The organism is Deinococcus metalli (genome assembly GCF_014201805.1).
Lineage (GTDB): Bacteria > Deinococcota > Deinococci > Deinococcales > Deinococcaceae > Deinococcus > Deinococcus metalli.
The window spans coordinates 184,380-199,045 of sequence record NZ_JACHFK010000002.1 but is presented as its reverse complement, the minus strand read 5'-3'; the positions used below and the strand labels follow the sequence as shown (position 1 = coordinate 199,045).

At 63.6% G+C, this 14,666-nt stretch carries 13 protein-coding genes; 10 read left to right on the top strand and 3 right to left on the bottom strand.

Annotation, left to right across the window (positions count from 1 at the left end):
* Positions 1 to 7 precede the first annotated feature (7 nt).
* The 6 genes from HNQ07_RS06060 (at position 8) to HNQ07_RS06035 (ending at position 7,208) form a co-directional block, all read left to right on the top strand.
* Positions 8 to 1,294: a lipopolysaccharide biosynthesis protein gene (locus tag HNQ07_RS06060; protein WP_184110041.1), complete on the top strand. Its 1,287-nt coding sequence runs from the start codon at positions 8 to 10 to the stop codon at positions 1,292 to 1,294.
* Complete coding sequence (locus tag HNQ07_RS06055; protein WP_184110040.1) at positions 1,287 to 2,279, top strand: glycosyltransferase family 2 protein; 993 nt, start codon at positions 1,287 to 1,289, stop codon at positions 2,277 to 2,279. The genes HNQ07_RS06060 and HNQ07_RS06055 overlap by 8 nt, the downstream gene beginning before the upstream one ends.
* Positions 2,276 to 3,385, top strand: a complete 1,110-nt coding sequence (locus HNQ07_RS06050) for a glycosyltransferase family 4 protein (protein WP_184110039.1) — start codon at positions 2,276 to 2,278, stop codon at positions 3,383 to 3,385. The genes HNQ07_RS06055 and HNQ07_RS06050 overlap by 4 nt, the downstream gene beginning before the upstream one ends.
* 196 nt (positions 3,386 to 3,581) lie before the next feature.
* Entirely contained in the window at positions 3,582 to 4,910 is a 1,329-nt protein-coding gene (locus HNQ07_RS06045) for a hypothetical protein (RefSeq protein WP_184110038.1), read from the top strand.
* 115 nt (positions 4,911 to 5,025) lie between these two features.
* The gene (locus tag HNQ07_RS06040; protein WP_184110037.1) at positions 5,026 to 6,054 is read left to right on the top strand and encodes a glycosyltransferase family 4 protein; all 1,029 of its coding nucleotides are present in this window, start codon (positions 5,026 to 5,028) and stop codon (positions 6,052 to 6,054) included.
* Entirely contained in the window at positions 6,051 to 7,208 is a 1,158-nt protein-coding gene (locus HNQ07_RS06035) for a glycosyltransferase (protein WP_184110036.1), read from the top strand. The genes HNQ07_RS06040 and HNQ07_RS06035 overlap by 4 nt, the downstream gene beginning before the upstream one ends.
* Positions 7,209 to 7,235: 27 nt before the next feature.
* On the opposite strand, the gene HNQ07_RS06030 is transcribed toward HNQ07_RS06035, so the two are convergent.
* Positions 7,236 to 8,174, bottom strand: a complete 939-nt coding sequence (locus HNQ07_RS06030; RefSeq protein ID WP_184110035.1) for a hypothetical protein — start codon at positions 8,172 to 8,174, stop codon at positions 7,236 to 7,238.
* Positions 8,175 to 9,002: 828 nt separating this feature from the next.
* Between HNQ07_RS06030 and rfbB the strand changes: the two genes are divergently transcribed.
* From rfbB to HNQ07_RS06010, 4 genes are read left to right on the top strand one after another with little or no spacing between them, the layout of a single operon-like run.
* A complete protein-coding gene (rfbB, locus tag HNQ07_RS06025; protein WP_184110034.1) occupies positions 9,003 to 10,025 on the top strand; it encodes a dTDP-glucose 4,6-dehydratase in 1,023 nt (340 codons plus the stop codon).
* A complete protein-coding gene (gene rfbA / locus HNQ07_RS06020; RefSeq protein ID WP_229831852.1) occupies positions 10,022 to 10,924 on the top strand; it encodes a glucose-1-phosphate thymidylyltransferase RfbA in 903 nt (300 codons plus the stop codon). The genes rfbB and rfbA overlap by 4 nt, the downstream gene beginning before the upstream one ends.
* Positions 10,921 to 11,469, top strand: coding sequence for a dTDP-4-dehydrorhamnose 3,5-epimerase family protein (locus HNQ07_RS06015; RefSeq protein WP_229831853.1), 549 nt, complete (start codon positions 10,921 to 10,923; stop codon positions 11,467 to 11,469). The genes rfbA and HNQ07_RS06015 overlap by 4 nt, the downstream gene beginning before the upstream one ends.
* The gene (locus HNQ07_RS06010; RefSeq protein WP_184110032.1) at positions 11,466 to 12,200 is read left to right on the top strand and encodes an SDR family oxidoreductase; all 735 of its coding nucleotides are present in this window, start codon (positions 11,466 to 11,468) and stop codon (positions 12,198 to 12,200) included. The genes HNQ07_RS06015 and HNQ07_RS06010 overlap by 4 nt, the downstream gene beginning before the upstream one ends.
* An 84-nt stretch (positions 12,201 to 12,284) precedes the next feature.
* On the opposite strand, the gene HNQ07_RS06005 is transcribed toward HNQ07_RS06010, so the two are convergent.
* Together HNQ07_RS06005 and HNQ07_RS24345 are read right to left on the bottom strand one after the other, a co-directional pair.
* On the bottom strand, positions 12,285 to 13,442 hold the full coding sequence (locus HNQ07_RS06005; RefSeq protein ID WP_184110031.1) for an O-antigen ligase family protein: 1,158 nt from the start codon (positions 13,440 to 13,442) through the stop codon (positions 12,285 to 12,287).
* Between the two features lie 264 nt (positions 13,443 to 13,706).
* Entirely contained in the window at positions 13,707 to 14,663 is a 957-nt protein-coding gene (locus tag HNQ07_RS24345) for a CopD family protein (protein ID WP_184110030.1), read from the bottom strand.
* Positions 14,664 to 14,666: the final 3 nt, after the last annotated feature.

The window sequence follows — 14,666 nt, the reverse complement described above, 5'->3', positions numbered from 1 at the left end:
CCGCGGCGTGCTGCTGGGTTCGACCTCTATGCTCGGCGCCAGGGTGTTCTCAGTGCTGGCGAGCCTGATTTCCGTGGGAATCCTGACGCGTGCCCTGGGCCGCGAGGAGTTCGGACTGTGGTCCATCATCGGCACCTTCGTGGGCTTTGCTGGTAGTTTCGACTTCGGGCTCGGGCAGGGGCTGCGTAACCGGCTGGCTGCGGCCGTCGCTCAGCAGCCCCGTGACAACGGGGCGGAGGCCCAACTCTTCTTCTCGGTGCTGGCCTTCCTGACCTTCATTGCGCTGGTTCTGGCGTCGGTACTGGGCGGCTTGGCGCTGATGGTGCCTTGGGCAACGTTTCTGGGAGTCCACGCCCCCGCGCTGGCCGGCCCAGCCCAGGCGGCGTCGGTAGCGGTGATCGTATTGTTGGCACTGAATTTGCCGCTGAGCCTGAATGTGGCCGGATTCCTGGCATACCAGGATGCGGCGCGGCGCGGCCTGCTTGATGTGCTCCAGTCCGCCGCGCTGCTTATAGGTGTAGTGGTGCTGGCGCGCGCGCTGCCCATTGCCACCTTCATCGGCGCCTATTACGTGCTGTTCGATGGCGCCGCCCTAGTGTCTCTGATTGTATTCCTCCGCCTACGTGGCTGGCGGGTGCCCTACCTCCACCTCAAGCCGATTCTGACTGTCGTGCGTGAGATTGCCGCGCCCAGCGCGCTGTTCTGGCTACTTGGCATCGGGGCCGTGGCACTTTTTACCACCGACCCGCTGATTGCGGCGCGGCTGATCGGAATCGGCGCGGCCGGCGACTTCAGCATCGTGCAGAAGATTGCGGCGCTGTTGATCGGGATGCATTTCACTATCTTGACGCCCTTGTGGTCAGCCTATACCCACGCGGCCGTAACCGGCGACTGGCGCTGGATACGCCGCTCATTTCAGCGTTCAGTGACTGTGACGGTCGTGCTATTCGGCTGCGGTGGTGGCCTGGCAATCCTGCTGCACGGCCCGCTGCTGAAGCTCTGGACCGGACGCGAGTTGACCGATGTGCCGCTCATGGTGGCCCTGGCCGTGTGGGCCATGCTGTATGCGCTGGTCAACTGTTGCTCGGTGCTCCTCAACGGCTTGGGGATCATCGGCACCCAGCTCATCGCCGTGTGCCTCGGCGCGCTGGTGCATGTCCCGTTGAGCCTAGCCCTCGGCCAGCGCTTCGGCGTCATCGGCGTGCTGTACGGCACCATCGCGGTGGTGGTGCCTATCCTGGCGGCCACCGCGTGGCGTGCCCACCGGGTTCTGAGGGCGGCTCCCCGTGACTGAACCTCCGTTAGCCCCGACCTTGTCCATCTGTATCCCGACGTACAACCGGGCCGCTCTCCTGGCGACCGCGCTGGAGAGCGTCCTCTCCCAGGCCCAGGCCGATGTGGAGGTGGTTGTCTGCGACAACGCGTCGAGAGACGATACGGCCCTCGTCGTCGAAACCTTCTCGCGGCGAGGCCTTAACGTCAGGTATTTCAAATGGCGTGAGAACGTGGGTTTTGACCGCAATCTCCTCCAGTGCGTCAGCATGGCGGCTGGACAGTATTGCTGGTTGCTAGGCGATGATGACGCCCTCGAAGAGGGTGCGGTAGAAAAGCTGCGTCACCTCCTGACCTCGGAACCCACCGGCGTCTGCACCGGCGTCCAGTATTATGAGTCAGACCTCAAGACCAAGAGATCCAGAAACAGCATCGTCTATTGTGCCGGTACAACGCACTTTGTAGACCCAGTCGCATGCTTCTCAACATTAGGCAATGCCTTTGGATTTATGTCGAGTCAAATTGTAAATCGATCAATCTGGAACATGGTTCTCGCATCATTTGACGCCGAGTCTCACTTGAATGGATATATCCACTTACACGTTATAGCCCGAATGGTTTTCCTCAGGCCAGATTGGTATTATTTCGACGACAAATTAATCTCTTGCCGCACTGGAAATGACTCCGCAGCGACAGAGGGTATGCTCAAGAGAATGGACTTGGATCTAAAAAACTACAGCGATGTTGTAGGGGAGGTCTACGGGAACAATCCGGTGGTCAAAGATAAGGTCATGAAAATGTTACTCAAAGAGTACTCAAACAGTCAAATCATCATCGTTAAACTTCAAAAAGGCGCAAATCTGAAATATATTACAGATACGTTTATGTTGATGAAGAAATATTATTCCAGCTACTCTTCTTTCTGGCTGACGAGCGTCCCGATCCTGTTGACTCCGAACGCGGTGCTGATCGCGGCGCGGGATTTGAAAAAACGGATGGCGAGATGACTGGCTTCGTGGGTCGAGCCCCGCGCATTGGCATCGATGGACGGGGATTGATGGGCTCGCGATCTGGCGTTGGGCGCTACATCTTCGAGATGTGCCGAATGTTCGACACGATGCTGCCACACGCCCAGTTTTTCGTCTTCAGCCCGGTTGAGGTCGAGATGCCGGTCATCTCGGAGCGATGGCATAACGTGGTTGAACCCTCCCACCGGGCCCGGTCACTGAAGCCGGTTATCTGGCTCAAAACGCGTTGCGGCGTTTTGTGTGCTCAACAGCGTCTGGACGTCTTCTGGGGCACCGCAACCTTCCTGCCGCCGCTGCCCCGGACAGTCCGTACCGTGGTGACGGTTCATGACCTCAACCACGTGTATGCCCCCGACACCATGTCGGCGACGCATCTGTGGGCCAACAGGCTCTTTTTCGCCTCCGACGTCCGGCGGGCCGACCGGGTGGTGTCTGTCTCGCACGGCACGGCCAAACGGCTTAACGAGCGCTACGGCGTGCCGTCGCAGGTCGCGTCTCCAGGGGTCGATGAGCGTTTCCTGCGCGCTCAAGCCGACCCGGCGGCGGTTGCCAATTTCCTGGGTCTCGCCTCACCCTACGTTCTGAGCGTGGCAAGTCAGGAGCCGCGAAAAAATCTGCATCTGGTCGTCGACGCTTTTCTGGAGTTGCAGGCCAGCGGGGTGCTGAAGGGCCACCGTCTGGCGCTCATCGGCGGGCCGGGCTGGAATAACAGGTCGCTTGAGGAACTTATCAGGCACAACGCAACTCGCGGTGTCGTGCGCCTGGGGTACGTCGATGACGCTCTGTTGCCCCTGGCGTACGCCACGGCAGACCTGTTCGTCTTCCCGTCGCGATACGAGGGCTTCGGCATCCCGGTTGCGGAGGCTGTGGCCGCCGGAACACGGGTGGTTGCCAGTGATCTACCAGAACTGCGAGAGGCCGGCGGTGAAGGCGTGAGATATGTGACGCCGGAAGCTGCCGCTCTGACCGAGGCGATCAAAGAGGAACTTGCGGCCCCCGCCCCAGTGGCTCGCCGCATCCAGCACGACTGGTCTGCCGGCGCCCGCATTCTCGTGAGCCAGATTACAGAACTCCTCGGCTCATGATCACCACAGAAAGAGAGGCCAAATTCAGAGCATTAGACTTTACTTTTCCAGAATCCTTCTTGGAAGGTGGTAACTTGGAGCTGGTCCATCGATTCACGTCTTCCCCGGACGGGTCTGTAGCGGTGCCGACCACCATCGTGTTCTGCAAAGGGTTTCAAATCTGTCGCCATCTATTCATCTTTGGCATATCCGAATAATGGCTTACCAGATTATTTGGTCGTTGATGGTGGCTGTGGCAATTGGCTGTACGCTCTACAGACGTAGAGCGGCGTTTTATTTTTTATGCCTGTTCGCCATATTTCCAGCGTCGGCTGTCTTAGTAATCGGGCAGAGTGGAAATGCTATCGGTATTTCCCCTTACTATGCCTACGCGGTATTTATATTTTTTCTGGTGCTGATGAGGTTGAATAGAGCGCTGGACACTATTGTCAATCGGCAGTGGATCCATCTAACGATTTTTTCATTTATTACGGTGGTGGGGGCATTTATTCTGCCGATTCTGTTCGAAGGTCTAGGCGTCTACAGCCCACGCCTTGGTATCGATGATCAGGTCAATGTGCAGACGCCGCTCGTGCAGTCCTTCAGTCAAATTGGGCAGGCGGCCTATCTGGTACTGAATTTTTCGGTCGTTGTATATATTTATATGAACGTGGGTGAATTTTTAAATGTACTGAGAAATATTTTCTATGTTGCCCTTATCATTGCTTTATGGCAGCTTATTGCAAAGGTCTCTGCCTTTTATTTCCCAAGTGACTATATAGCTAACAACCCGGCCTATGGCTACCTCTCAACCCAGCTTTTTTACGGTATACCCAGGATCAACGGCAGCTTTCTGGAGGCGTCGACCGCATCAGCCTATTTTTCATCCATGCTGGCCCTCTTTATCGGACTCTATTTCCAAACACACAGGGGCGTGGTCAATATTATATTAGCTCTCTTTGCCACTCTCATCACGACATCCTCTACGGGTGTCATCGTCATCATATTACTTACGCTATCTTTCTGTGTGAATTTATTCATCACTGTCGTTAAGCAGAGGGCCATGGGCCTCAACACTCTGCTGCCCATCCTAGTCATGGTCGGTCTATTTTTGTTTTTGATCAATATTTCAAATATATTGCACGTACTTACATTTGGTAAAATTGGGAGCCTGTCCTATGTCAATAGGAATGCCTCAAACGAATATGCTGTGGGCCTGATTTATAAGACGTTTGGCGTCGGGGTTGGCCTCGGATCGAACAGGCCGAGCAGCTTCGCAACGTATATTTTGAGCAATTTGGGCTTGTTTCCTGCATTTCTCTTAGCGTCATCAGTTGTCACAAACGCCATGATAACGAAGAACAAGATTATACTCTGGCCTTTTCTGACCTATCTCGTAGCAAAGGTTATCGCCATTCCAGACCTCAACGACGTCTGGTTCTGGATTTATTTTGCCCTTATTCTGGCTGGGCACCGTGATCCACCTGTGCATGCCACAGGTTCTGAATCTCTTCCATCTACCGCTGGAGTTCACCATCAAGTTTAACTGTGTTCCGTCCGGCCCGCTTGCGGCAGCACGGCGGTTCGATGCGGATACTAGACCCATGTTGGAGCGGCTCACCCCGCCCTGTCCCCTTAGCCCCTACCTGGAGGATCGCCCCTTGCCCTTCGTCGTGAACACCCGCAGTCTGAACGCGAGCCGGCATGCCGGGGTGCAGCGCTACGTGTCCAACCTGCTGCGTGCCCTGCCTGGGCCGGTCAAAACCCTGTCCAGTCGGCCCGCCGCCGGGCTCGCCGAGGCCCAGCTGTGGGAACAGGTGATCCTGCCCACCCAGCTGAGGGGCCGCCTGCTCTTCTCCCCGGCCAATTCCGGCCCAGTGCGCCTGCGTCGGCAGGTGGTGACCGTGCACGATGTCGCGACCCTCGACCATCCCGAGTGGTTCGCCGGCCGTTTCGCCGCGTGGTACCGCTGGATGCTGCCCCGCCTGATCGCCTCCGCGCAGCACGTCATCACCGTGTCGAACCACTCGCGCGACCGTATCCTGGCACTGACTGACGCGGCGCCCGACCGGGTGACGGCGATCCCGCTCGGCATCGAACCCGCCTTCCGGCCCGCCGATCCTGCGGCAGTCCAGGCCGTCAAGCAGCGTCACGCCATTGACGGCCGCTACGCGCTGGTGGTGGGCTCGATTGAGCCGCGCAAGAATCTGGCCACGCTGTTCCGCGCGTGGTCGGGCTGGATTGATCGGCCAGACGACCTGTGTTTGGTCGTGGCCGGCAGCGCGGGCCACGCATTCGCCGGGAGTGGCTTTGGCACGCCCCCCCCCGGATGCCGGCTGATCGGCCGGGTGGCTGATGCCGACCTGCCTGCCCTGTATTCCGGGGCGACCTTCTTCGCCTTCCCCAGCGTGTACGAGGGCTTCGGCCTGCCCCCACTGGAGGCCATGGCGTGCGGTACGCCGGTCATCGTGTCGAACGCCACCAGCCTTCCCGAGGTGGTGGGGGAGGCAGGCCTGCTGCTCGACCCCCATGACCCCCAGGCCTGGACGCAGGCGATGCGGCATCTGATCCACGACGAAGCCGCGCGACGCTCACTCGGGGCGGCCGGTCACGCGCACGCGGGCCGCTTCTCCTGGCACGCCACTGCCCAGGCCACCCAGTCGATCCTCGAGCAGGAGGCCGCCCGATGAAGACCGCCTATGTCCACGACTGGCTGGCCGGCGGCTACGCCGGCGCCGAGAAGGTGCTCGAGCAGATGCTCGACGTGCTGCCAGGCACGCCGGTCTATACCATGGTTCATGAGCCCCGCGACTTCATCGGCACGCCCCTGGAACACGCCGACGTGCGGGCCTCACTGATCCAGAAGCTCCCAATGGGCCGGCAGAAGTACCGCGCGTACTTGCCTCTCATGCCCTTTGCCGTCGAGCAGTTCGACCTCACGGCTTTCGATGTCATCGTCTCCAGCAGCTACGCGGTCGCCAAAGGTGTGCTTGTCAGCGGCGAGCAGCTGCACCTGAGCTACGTACATTCGCCCGTCCGGTATGCCTGGGATCTCTATCAGCAGTACCTGCGGGAAGCCAACCTGACTGCCGGGGCCAAGGCCGCCCTGGCAAAATTGGCCCTCCATTACCTCCGCCTGTGGGATCTCGGCACGGCCAACCGCGTCGATGTGTACGTCGCAAACAGCGAATACGTGGCAAGGCGTATCTGGCGCACGTATCGCAGGCCAGCCCGCGTGCTGTACCCACCGGTCGAGGTCAAGCGGTTCGACCCCAGCCTCCCTAGGGAAAACTTCTACCTCACCATGAGCCGATTTGTGCCCTACAAGAAGCTCGATCTGATCGTCAGAACATTCTCACAGCTGGATAAGCCACTGGTCGTGATCGGCAGCGGCCCGGACTTCGAGAAAGTCAGGGCTCTGGCCGGCACCTCCGTCACCTTCCTGGGTCGACAGCCGGATGAAGTTGTGGCAGATCACATGAATAGGTGCCGCGCCTTCGTCTTCGCGGCAGATGAGGACTTTGGGATCGTCTCCGTGGAGGCGCAGGCGGCTGGTGCACCTGTCATTGCATACGGCCGTGGCGGCAGCCTGGAGACCGTCGTACACGGCGTCACCGGCCTGCATTTCCAGAATCAGACCGTCGAGGATCTCGCCGCCGCTGTTCTAGACTTCGAACGCTCCAGTACGCACTTCAGTGCAGCAGCAATTCGGAGGCACGCGGAACGGTTTTCCACCGAGCGCTTCAAGCGACAGTACCGGGAAATCCTGGACACAGCCGTCGCCGCCCGGAGGGCCGGGCAGGATCCGGAACGGGCAGTGCTGGCCCTCCCGACGTGGTCCTGACCCTGGATGGCCGGGTGTGCCGCTCTGTTAGGGGTGCCGCCGTCCATACGGACGGAGCAGTAACCACAGCGCTAGTAGGACGACGAGCGCCACCAGCACCGTGAGGATGCTGTCTAGCGCGGTGGACCTTCGTCTTGGTGCCAGATCCAGTTCGGCCACGTAGAACGACACGTCCTGCTGACGCAGAGCGCTGGTTCCCAGGAGATACGGGGGAGCCACCGACGCTCTACCGCTGGGCGAGGTCACAGTCAGAATGTGAGTCCGACTTGACTTGTCGACCGCGGGCAGCGCGACGTCTCCACGGAGTACGGTGGCGCGCCGGCCGGCACGCAGCTGCCGAAGTAATCGTCCGTCCAGAGCGACGTCGATGACCTGCGAGTCGTGTGCGGAGAGCAACTGATACGTCAGCCGGGTGGCTCCGCCGCCGAACTGCACGCGCAGGCCGTCAGCACCAGCGGCACGGTAGTGGATGGCCGGGTCACCGGTAAACACCCCGGATGTGATGACCAGCGGGCTGGTAAGGAGCTGTACCGACGGTGGGACGTGCGGCAGGGACCCGCCCATCGGCGAGACGGCGAGCGTCCTCAGAGCGACGCCGAGGTCTCGCGGATCGTTTGGAGCGAACGGCATGACCGGGCCGGACCGGCTGCTGAGGTTCGTGCGAAACGCCAGCACGTGCTCACCGGGCGTGAAAGTCACGATATCCGTGTTGCCGAAGGCGGCATCCCCCCCCTTGTTCGGGTAGCGATATCGACCAATCTCCCGTCCATCCAGTGAGACGGTTAGCCGCTGATTGAACTGCGCCATGTATCCGGCGTACGACAGCTGGTAGGGACCGGCGGTGGCGATCTGAAACCCAGCGCTTGACCGGGTGCCGATGGTCCACCATCCCCAGTATTCGCGGGGACTGAAGTCCGTAAACCGCTCGATCGCCACTGAGGCGGGTGGCGGTGGGAGATCAGCCATGCCGGCCCCAGATACGGGCGGAGCTTCTACCAGCGGTGAACCAATCAGAGTCTGACCAGTGTTCAGGTGAATCGGGGCGAGTCACATCATTGGAGTCCGGAATCGTTGTAGATCGACTGCCAGCACCCATCAGACCCAACCAACTTGGCCTGTGTGACGAGGGCTGGAGATAGGAAACCGGAGAAGTGTGCTGCCCAGAAGAGGTTCTATTCCCGCCGCTCCGGCAAGATTTCCCCCGCCATGACGGCCATTGCTCCGGGACCGAACACGGTGTACCACAGATGCCCCTCTCACATGCTGGCGCCCTGCCACGCTGCAGCGTCCAGGGTCAATACTTACGCATCGAAGGGGCTGGTTACAACAGAATCGGCCCCCAAGGGCAGCTCGTGTACCACTGTTGCGGGAGCTGAGTGAGCCCTGAGGAGGGCGTAGCCTGCCGACGGTAGCACGCTGTGCATGACGTCGAAACTGAAAACAGGCAAAGGAGTGGAACGGCTGAACGAGGTGAACGACAGCCACAACCATCCGTACCGGCCCAGAAACATCGGTGGGCAGCAGCGCGTTGGATGCAGTCACGCGCGCCAGTATAGAGAAGGCGGGCGCACGGACGACCAGCTCTTCCGGGTCTCCCATCAGCCCTCGGCATCCCTGCGACCCGGTGGACTTGCCTGCCCGCCGGACTGGTCGGTGTAGAGAGATCACGGGTGAGAGACCACGCTGCACTCAGGATGGTCATGCGCGACAATGCCAAGCGAAGGCCGGCACTTACTGACGGCTGTTTCGCGTGGATGTCATCCTTCCTGATGCTTACGCGTGAGGAGGCCGTGAATGAACATGATCGTGACCGGTGGCTGCGGCTTTATCGGCAGCAATTTCGTGCGGTACTGGCTCGGCCTGCATGCGGACGCGCGGGTCGTCGTGTACGACAAGCTCACGTACGCCGGACGGCGCGAGAACCTGCGCGACCTGTGGGACGACGCCAGGCTGTCGCTGGTCATCGGTGACATCGGGGACCAGGCGCTGGTGCGCCGGACGTGTCAAGAGCACAGCATCCAGCTCATCGTCAACTTTGCGGCGGAGACGCACGTCGATCAGAGCATCCTGGGGCCGCTGGTGTTCACGGACACCAACGTGCGCGGCACACACGTGCTGCTGGAGGTGGCGCGCGAGCTGGGGCTGCGGCTGCACCACATCAGCACCGACGAGGTCTACGGGCACATTCCGGACGGCCATCAGAGCGTGGAGACCGATCCCCTCGCGCCGCGCAGTCCGTACGCAGCCAGCAAGGCGGCCGCAGACCAGCTGGTGCAGGCCTACGCGATCACCTACGGCCTGCCCGTAACCATCACCCGTGGCGCGAACAACGTCGGGCCATACCAGTACCCAGAGAAGGCGGTGCCGCTGTTCAGTACCAATGTCCTGCTCGGCGAACCCATCCCGGTCTATGGCGACGGTCTCCAGATGCGCGATTACGCCCACGTTTTCGACCACTGCGCCGGAATCGAGGCGGTGCTGTTGCGCGGCGAGATCGGTGAGGTCTACAACGTTGGCACGGGCCGCGAGATGACCAACCTCGAGATGGTGGACATCGTGCTGAACACCCTGGGGGCCGACCCCGGCCTGGTGCGGCACGTGACGGACCGGCCCGGCCACGACCGGCGCTACTCCATGAACGTGGATAAGCTGCGTTCCCTGGGATGGGCGCCGCAGTACGACCCCAGGCAGGCCGTGGCCGAGGCTGCGCGCTGGTACGCCGCCAACGCATGGTGGTGGGAGCCGATCCGCAGCGGCGAATTCCGCGGGTACTACGACCGGCAATACGCCGATCGCCTGTCCGGCGGCCCCCCGTGAGTGGGCCCGAGCCCGCCCGCCGGGGCATCATCCTGGCAGGCGGCTCCGGCACGCGCCTGTACCCGGCCACGCTGGCCGTCAGCAAGCAGCTGTTGCCGGTGTACGACAAACCGATGATCTATTACCCGCTGACCACCCTCATGCTCAGCGGCATCCGGGAGATCCTGATCATCTCCACGCCAGCGGACCTGCCGCGCTTTGAGCAACTGCTGGGCGACGGCTCCCGGTGGGGGGTGCATTTCTGTTACGCGGTCCAGCCTCGTCCAGAGGGCATCGCCCAGGCGCTGTTGATCGCGGAGGATTTCCTCGAGCGGCGGCCGTGTGCGCTCGTCCTTGGGGACAACGTGTTCTACGGGGAGTCATTGCCTGAACTGCTGCGCGTGGCGAGTCGGCGCCGTGAGGGGGCGACGGTGTTCGCCTATCAAGTCAGCGATCCCCAGCGGTACGGGGTGGTGAGCTTCGACGCGAGCGGACGCGTCCAGGGCATCGAGGAGAAGCCCCCAAAGCCGCTCTCCACCTATGCGGTGACGGGCCTGTACTTCTATGATGATCGGGTCGTGGAGATCGCCCGTTCCATCCGTCCCTCTGCACGCGGTGAGCTGGAGATCACCGACATCAACCGTGCATATCTGCGCGATGAACTGCTCGACGTCCAGGTGATGCGCCGCGGCTTCGCGTGGCTCGACGCCGGTACCCACGAAAGCCTGCTGGAAGCCGGGCTCTTCATCCGGACGATCGAGCACCGTCAGGGGATCCAGGTAGCGTCCCCAGAGGAGACCGCGTGGCGTCAGGGGTGGATCACCTCCGCCGAACTGCTGGCGCTCGCTCGGACGTACGCTAACAACCGGTACGGCGCGTACCTGCTTAGGCTTGGCGCCGAATCGGACGGAACCGCGTGACGGGCGACCGACCGGTGCGTCTGGCCGCGGCGTACGCCCGTGACCTGACGTTCCAGAAGTATCCGGTGGCCCCATGTATCGCCGGCGTGTGGCAGCGGGACCTGAACAAGCGCCGTGGTGAGAACGGAGCGTTCATGGAGGTGCTCCGCCTGACCGGAGGGGAGGGGCAGGACCTTCCCACCACCATGCATACCCGGCAACTGAGCGTGTCGTGGGCGGCACCGGGCCGGTTGAATGCCTTTCATATCCACCTGCGGCCACAGAATGAACTGTGGTGCGTGCTGAGCGGCCAGCTGGGCGTGTGGCTCGTCGACTGCCGCGCCGACAGCCCGACCGTGGGCTCGAGGCGCCCCTTCCTGCTCAGCGCCGAACAGCCCAGCCTCCTGCATATTCCCAGCGGGGTCGCCCACGGGTACCGGGCCGGGAGCGCAGGGGCCACCCTGCTGTACGCCGCTGACGCGCAGTTCGACGCTGCGGATCCCGACGAGGGCCGCCTGCCCTGGAACTACTTCGGTGATGACCTGTGGATGGAGGACCGGGGGTGACTGTCCTGCTGACTGGCGGCAGCGGTCGGCTCGGCCGTGAGCTGCGCCGGCTGATGCCGGAGGTGGTGGCCCCGACCTCGCAGGAACTGGACGTCACTGAAGCCGCGCAGGTGCTGTCGGTCGTCCGCGAGGTGACGCCGGAGGTGATCGTGCATGCCGCCGCCTACACCGACGTGACCCGCGCCGAGACCGAGCGCGCGGCGTGCTGGGCCGTGAACGTCAGCGGCACCCGGCACGTGGCGGCGGCGACCACGGCCGTGAACGCCAAACTGGTGCACATCAGCACCGACTACGTCTTCAGCGGCGAGATGGGCGGCTACAGGGAGGGCGACACCCCCGGCCCAGTCGCGAACCACTACGCCCTGACGAAACTCGTCGCCGAGGAAGCCGCACGCTCGGCGCGGGAGCATCTGATCATTCGCACCAGTTTCCGTCCGCGCGATTTCGCGTACCCGGTCGCCTTCACCGACATGTACACCAGCCAGGACTACGTGGACGTGCTGGCGCCCCTGCTGGCGGATGTCATTCGCCATGCCCGCGTCATCCAGGAGCCTGTTCTGCACGTGGGCACCGGTCGAAAAAGCGTCTATGAGCTGGCGCGGCGCCGCCGACCCGACGTGAAGAGCGGTCTCCGGGCGCAGGCGGGCGTGGTTCTGCCGGCGGACGTCTCGCTGAACACGGAGCGCTGGCAGGCCCTGTGTGCCCTCTGGACCGCCTCCGACTCGGCCTAAGCCGGCCGCCAGAAGGGCACGCGCTTTTACTGCCGTGAGGGTGAGCGCCTCCGGTTGCGGTTTCTCAATGTCCGGTGAGTGCGGTCAGCCCGGCGTGGCGTTCGGTGCAGGAGCCGAATTCACGAGCACCACGCCCACCAGCGCCCACCACAGCTCGGCAAAATGCTGGCTCGGCAGCGCGATTACGACGTCCACCACGTTCATTGCGGTGAAGCCGTACAGGATGGCTAGGGTCAGGGGATCGCCCTGCCGCGTGGCCAGCCACAGGGCGTAGCTCATCACGGCCAGCAGGCCAGCCACACCGATCACGCCGCTTTCGAGCAGCCAGTGCAGCCACGCGTTGTGCGCGATCAGCCACACGCTCGACCAGCGGGTCAGGGCGGCAGGGCAGCCGATGTCGTTGCGTTCCAGGGTGGGCGTGAGCTGGCAGCCGTCTTTAAACAGGTAGGTGAGGTACGGTCCGCCCTGGTAGGGGCCGACGCCGCCAAGTGGTGAGGTCTTCCAGCCCTCGATGGCGTCCTGCCACACGTACTCCCGGCCGCTCGTCTGGTCATTCAGCAGGCGGTTCAGGGGCTTGAATGGCAGGTGCGCGCTGCTGGTCGCGGCGGCCAGCACCACGAGCACACCGGCGGGCAGGAGGACCCACGCCCGCCGGCGCTCCCGCTGGAACGCAAACGCCGCGAGCGTGCCGGCGACGAGCGCGATGATCGGGCCGCGGCTGCCGGCCGCGAGCAGCGTCACCACGGCCAGCGCGCCGGTCGGCCAGCGCCACCAGCCGCCGCCACGCCAGAAGACGACGAACCACAGGGCCACCACGGCCACGAGGCCCAGCGAGACCACGTAGTAGTACGGGTGGCCGAGCCGCTCCTGCACGCCGGCGAAGCCCTGGGTGGCCAGCGTGTAGAGCCACGCGGTGGCAAAGATCACAAGCTGGCCCCACAGCAGGGGGCGCAGGGCGCGGCTGTCACGCAGATACGCGCCGGCGGCGATCATCGCCAGGATCAGCAGCGTGCGTGCACCGGCCAGCGCGACCGACAGCAGCGGCTGTGGCGTGAACAGCGCCGCGACCAGCTGACAGGCCGCGAACACGAACAGCACCCGCCGGGCAGTGAGCGGCAGGCGCCGCAACTCGCCCAGCGCCCCCAGCGCGGCGAGGTACAGCGGCGGCACGACTGGAACGAGCGCGAGGAGCCACGGTACCCAGCGGGGAAGGGCGGCATGCCGCGCGGGGGCGTCCGTCACGCGCGCCAGTATAGGGGCGCTCGTGCCCGCTCCGTCCACACAGAGGGGGGCATGGGCCGGGGATCACGTCAATGACTATTCGAAGGCATCCATTGCGGCGAGGCGCGTGTTCATGGTCGGTCGGCTATTGATGCCAGTCGTGACGAAGTGCAGCGTCACAGACTACAACTCGCGGGTGCGCTTCCTGATGTGGAGTACGGCCTGCGCGAATGGAGCCGCCGCGCTGACGGCCGGCAGGAACCCTCTGGGGAGGAGGTCGATGATTTACAGGCGCCCGGTGGGCGCGCGCTCGCCGGCTGGGAGGGGTGTCCCCGCCGCATCCTGGGGCTTGAGGTCCAACACGACGCACGGTGCGTCGGTGCCTCTGTGTGGCCGCGTCTCCGGATCGGCGCACCGCGGGACGGAGCGGCTCTTCGAGACCGTGACCGAGGCGCTGCCGTGAGCGTGCTCGCTGTGCCCGCCGGGCGGCGCGGTTGTGCTCAGGACGCCCGTGACACCCAGCACCGCCGCGAGCACCAGCGCCTCGCGGGACAGGGCGAGCCGTACCCACGCCTGCCGGGCGAAGGCGTGGCGTACCAGGATCGCCGCCAGCAGGGCCGCGGCGACCAGCGCCAGTTTCAGCAGCAGCGCCCGGCCGTAGGGCGTGTCCACCCACTCACGCAGGGCCGTGAGGTGCTCGGTGGCCATCAGCAGGCCGGTGACTGCCAGCGTGATCACGCTGCCCAGCGCGGCGGGCGTGAAGCGGCGCGCGAGATCCGGTGGGAGCCGCCGGGCGGTGGTCAGTGCCAGGACGCCGCCCAGCCACACGGTCATCGCCCCGGCGTGGACGGCGTGCAGGGCGCGGACCCACGCGCCGTGGCCCTCGCCGTGCCCGATGCCCGCCACGCCCCACAGCGTCACGCCCGCCATCCCGGCGGCCAGCAGGGCGGGCCACGCGGCCACCTCCACCGCCAGCAGCAGGGTGGCGCCCAGCAGCCCGGTCAGCATGGCCCGCCCGGTCGCCGTGGTCGTGACGTAGTCGAGCACGTCAGCCATGCCAGTCATGCCCAGGGTGGACAGCGTGACGGCCACCTGCCCGCCCCACGCGAGCAGCAGCAGGGCCAGCCCGGCAAAACCCGGCCCCACGCCCGGCCGGCCCGGCGTGAGCCAGCGGCGGGCCAGGGCGCTGCCCAGCAGCAGGGTCAGTCCCGCGTAGCCCAGCGCCGTGAGGATCGCGGTCACGGC

Coding starts and splice junctions, on each gene's coding strand:
- HNQ07_RS06030 (WP_184110035.1), bottom strand. CDS start 8,174: ATGGCTGATCTCCCACCGCCACCCGCCTCAGTGGCGATCGAGCGGTTT.
- HNQ07_RS06045 (WP_184110038.1), top strand. CDS start 3,582: ATGGCTTACCAGATTATTTGGTCGTTGATGGTGGCTGTGGCAATTGGC.
- HNQ07_RS06035 (WP_184110036.1), top strand. CDS start 6,051: ATGAAGACCGCCTATGTCCACGACTGGCTGGCCGGCGGCTACGCCGGC.
- rfbB (WP_184110034.1), top strand. CDS start 9,003: ATGAACATGATCGTGACCGGTGGCTGCGGCTTTATCGGCAGCAATTTC.
- HNQ07_RS06050 (WP_184110039.1), top strand. CDS start 2,276: ATGACTGGCTTCGTGGGTCGAGCCCCGCGCATTGGCATCGATGGACGG.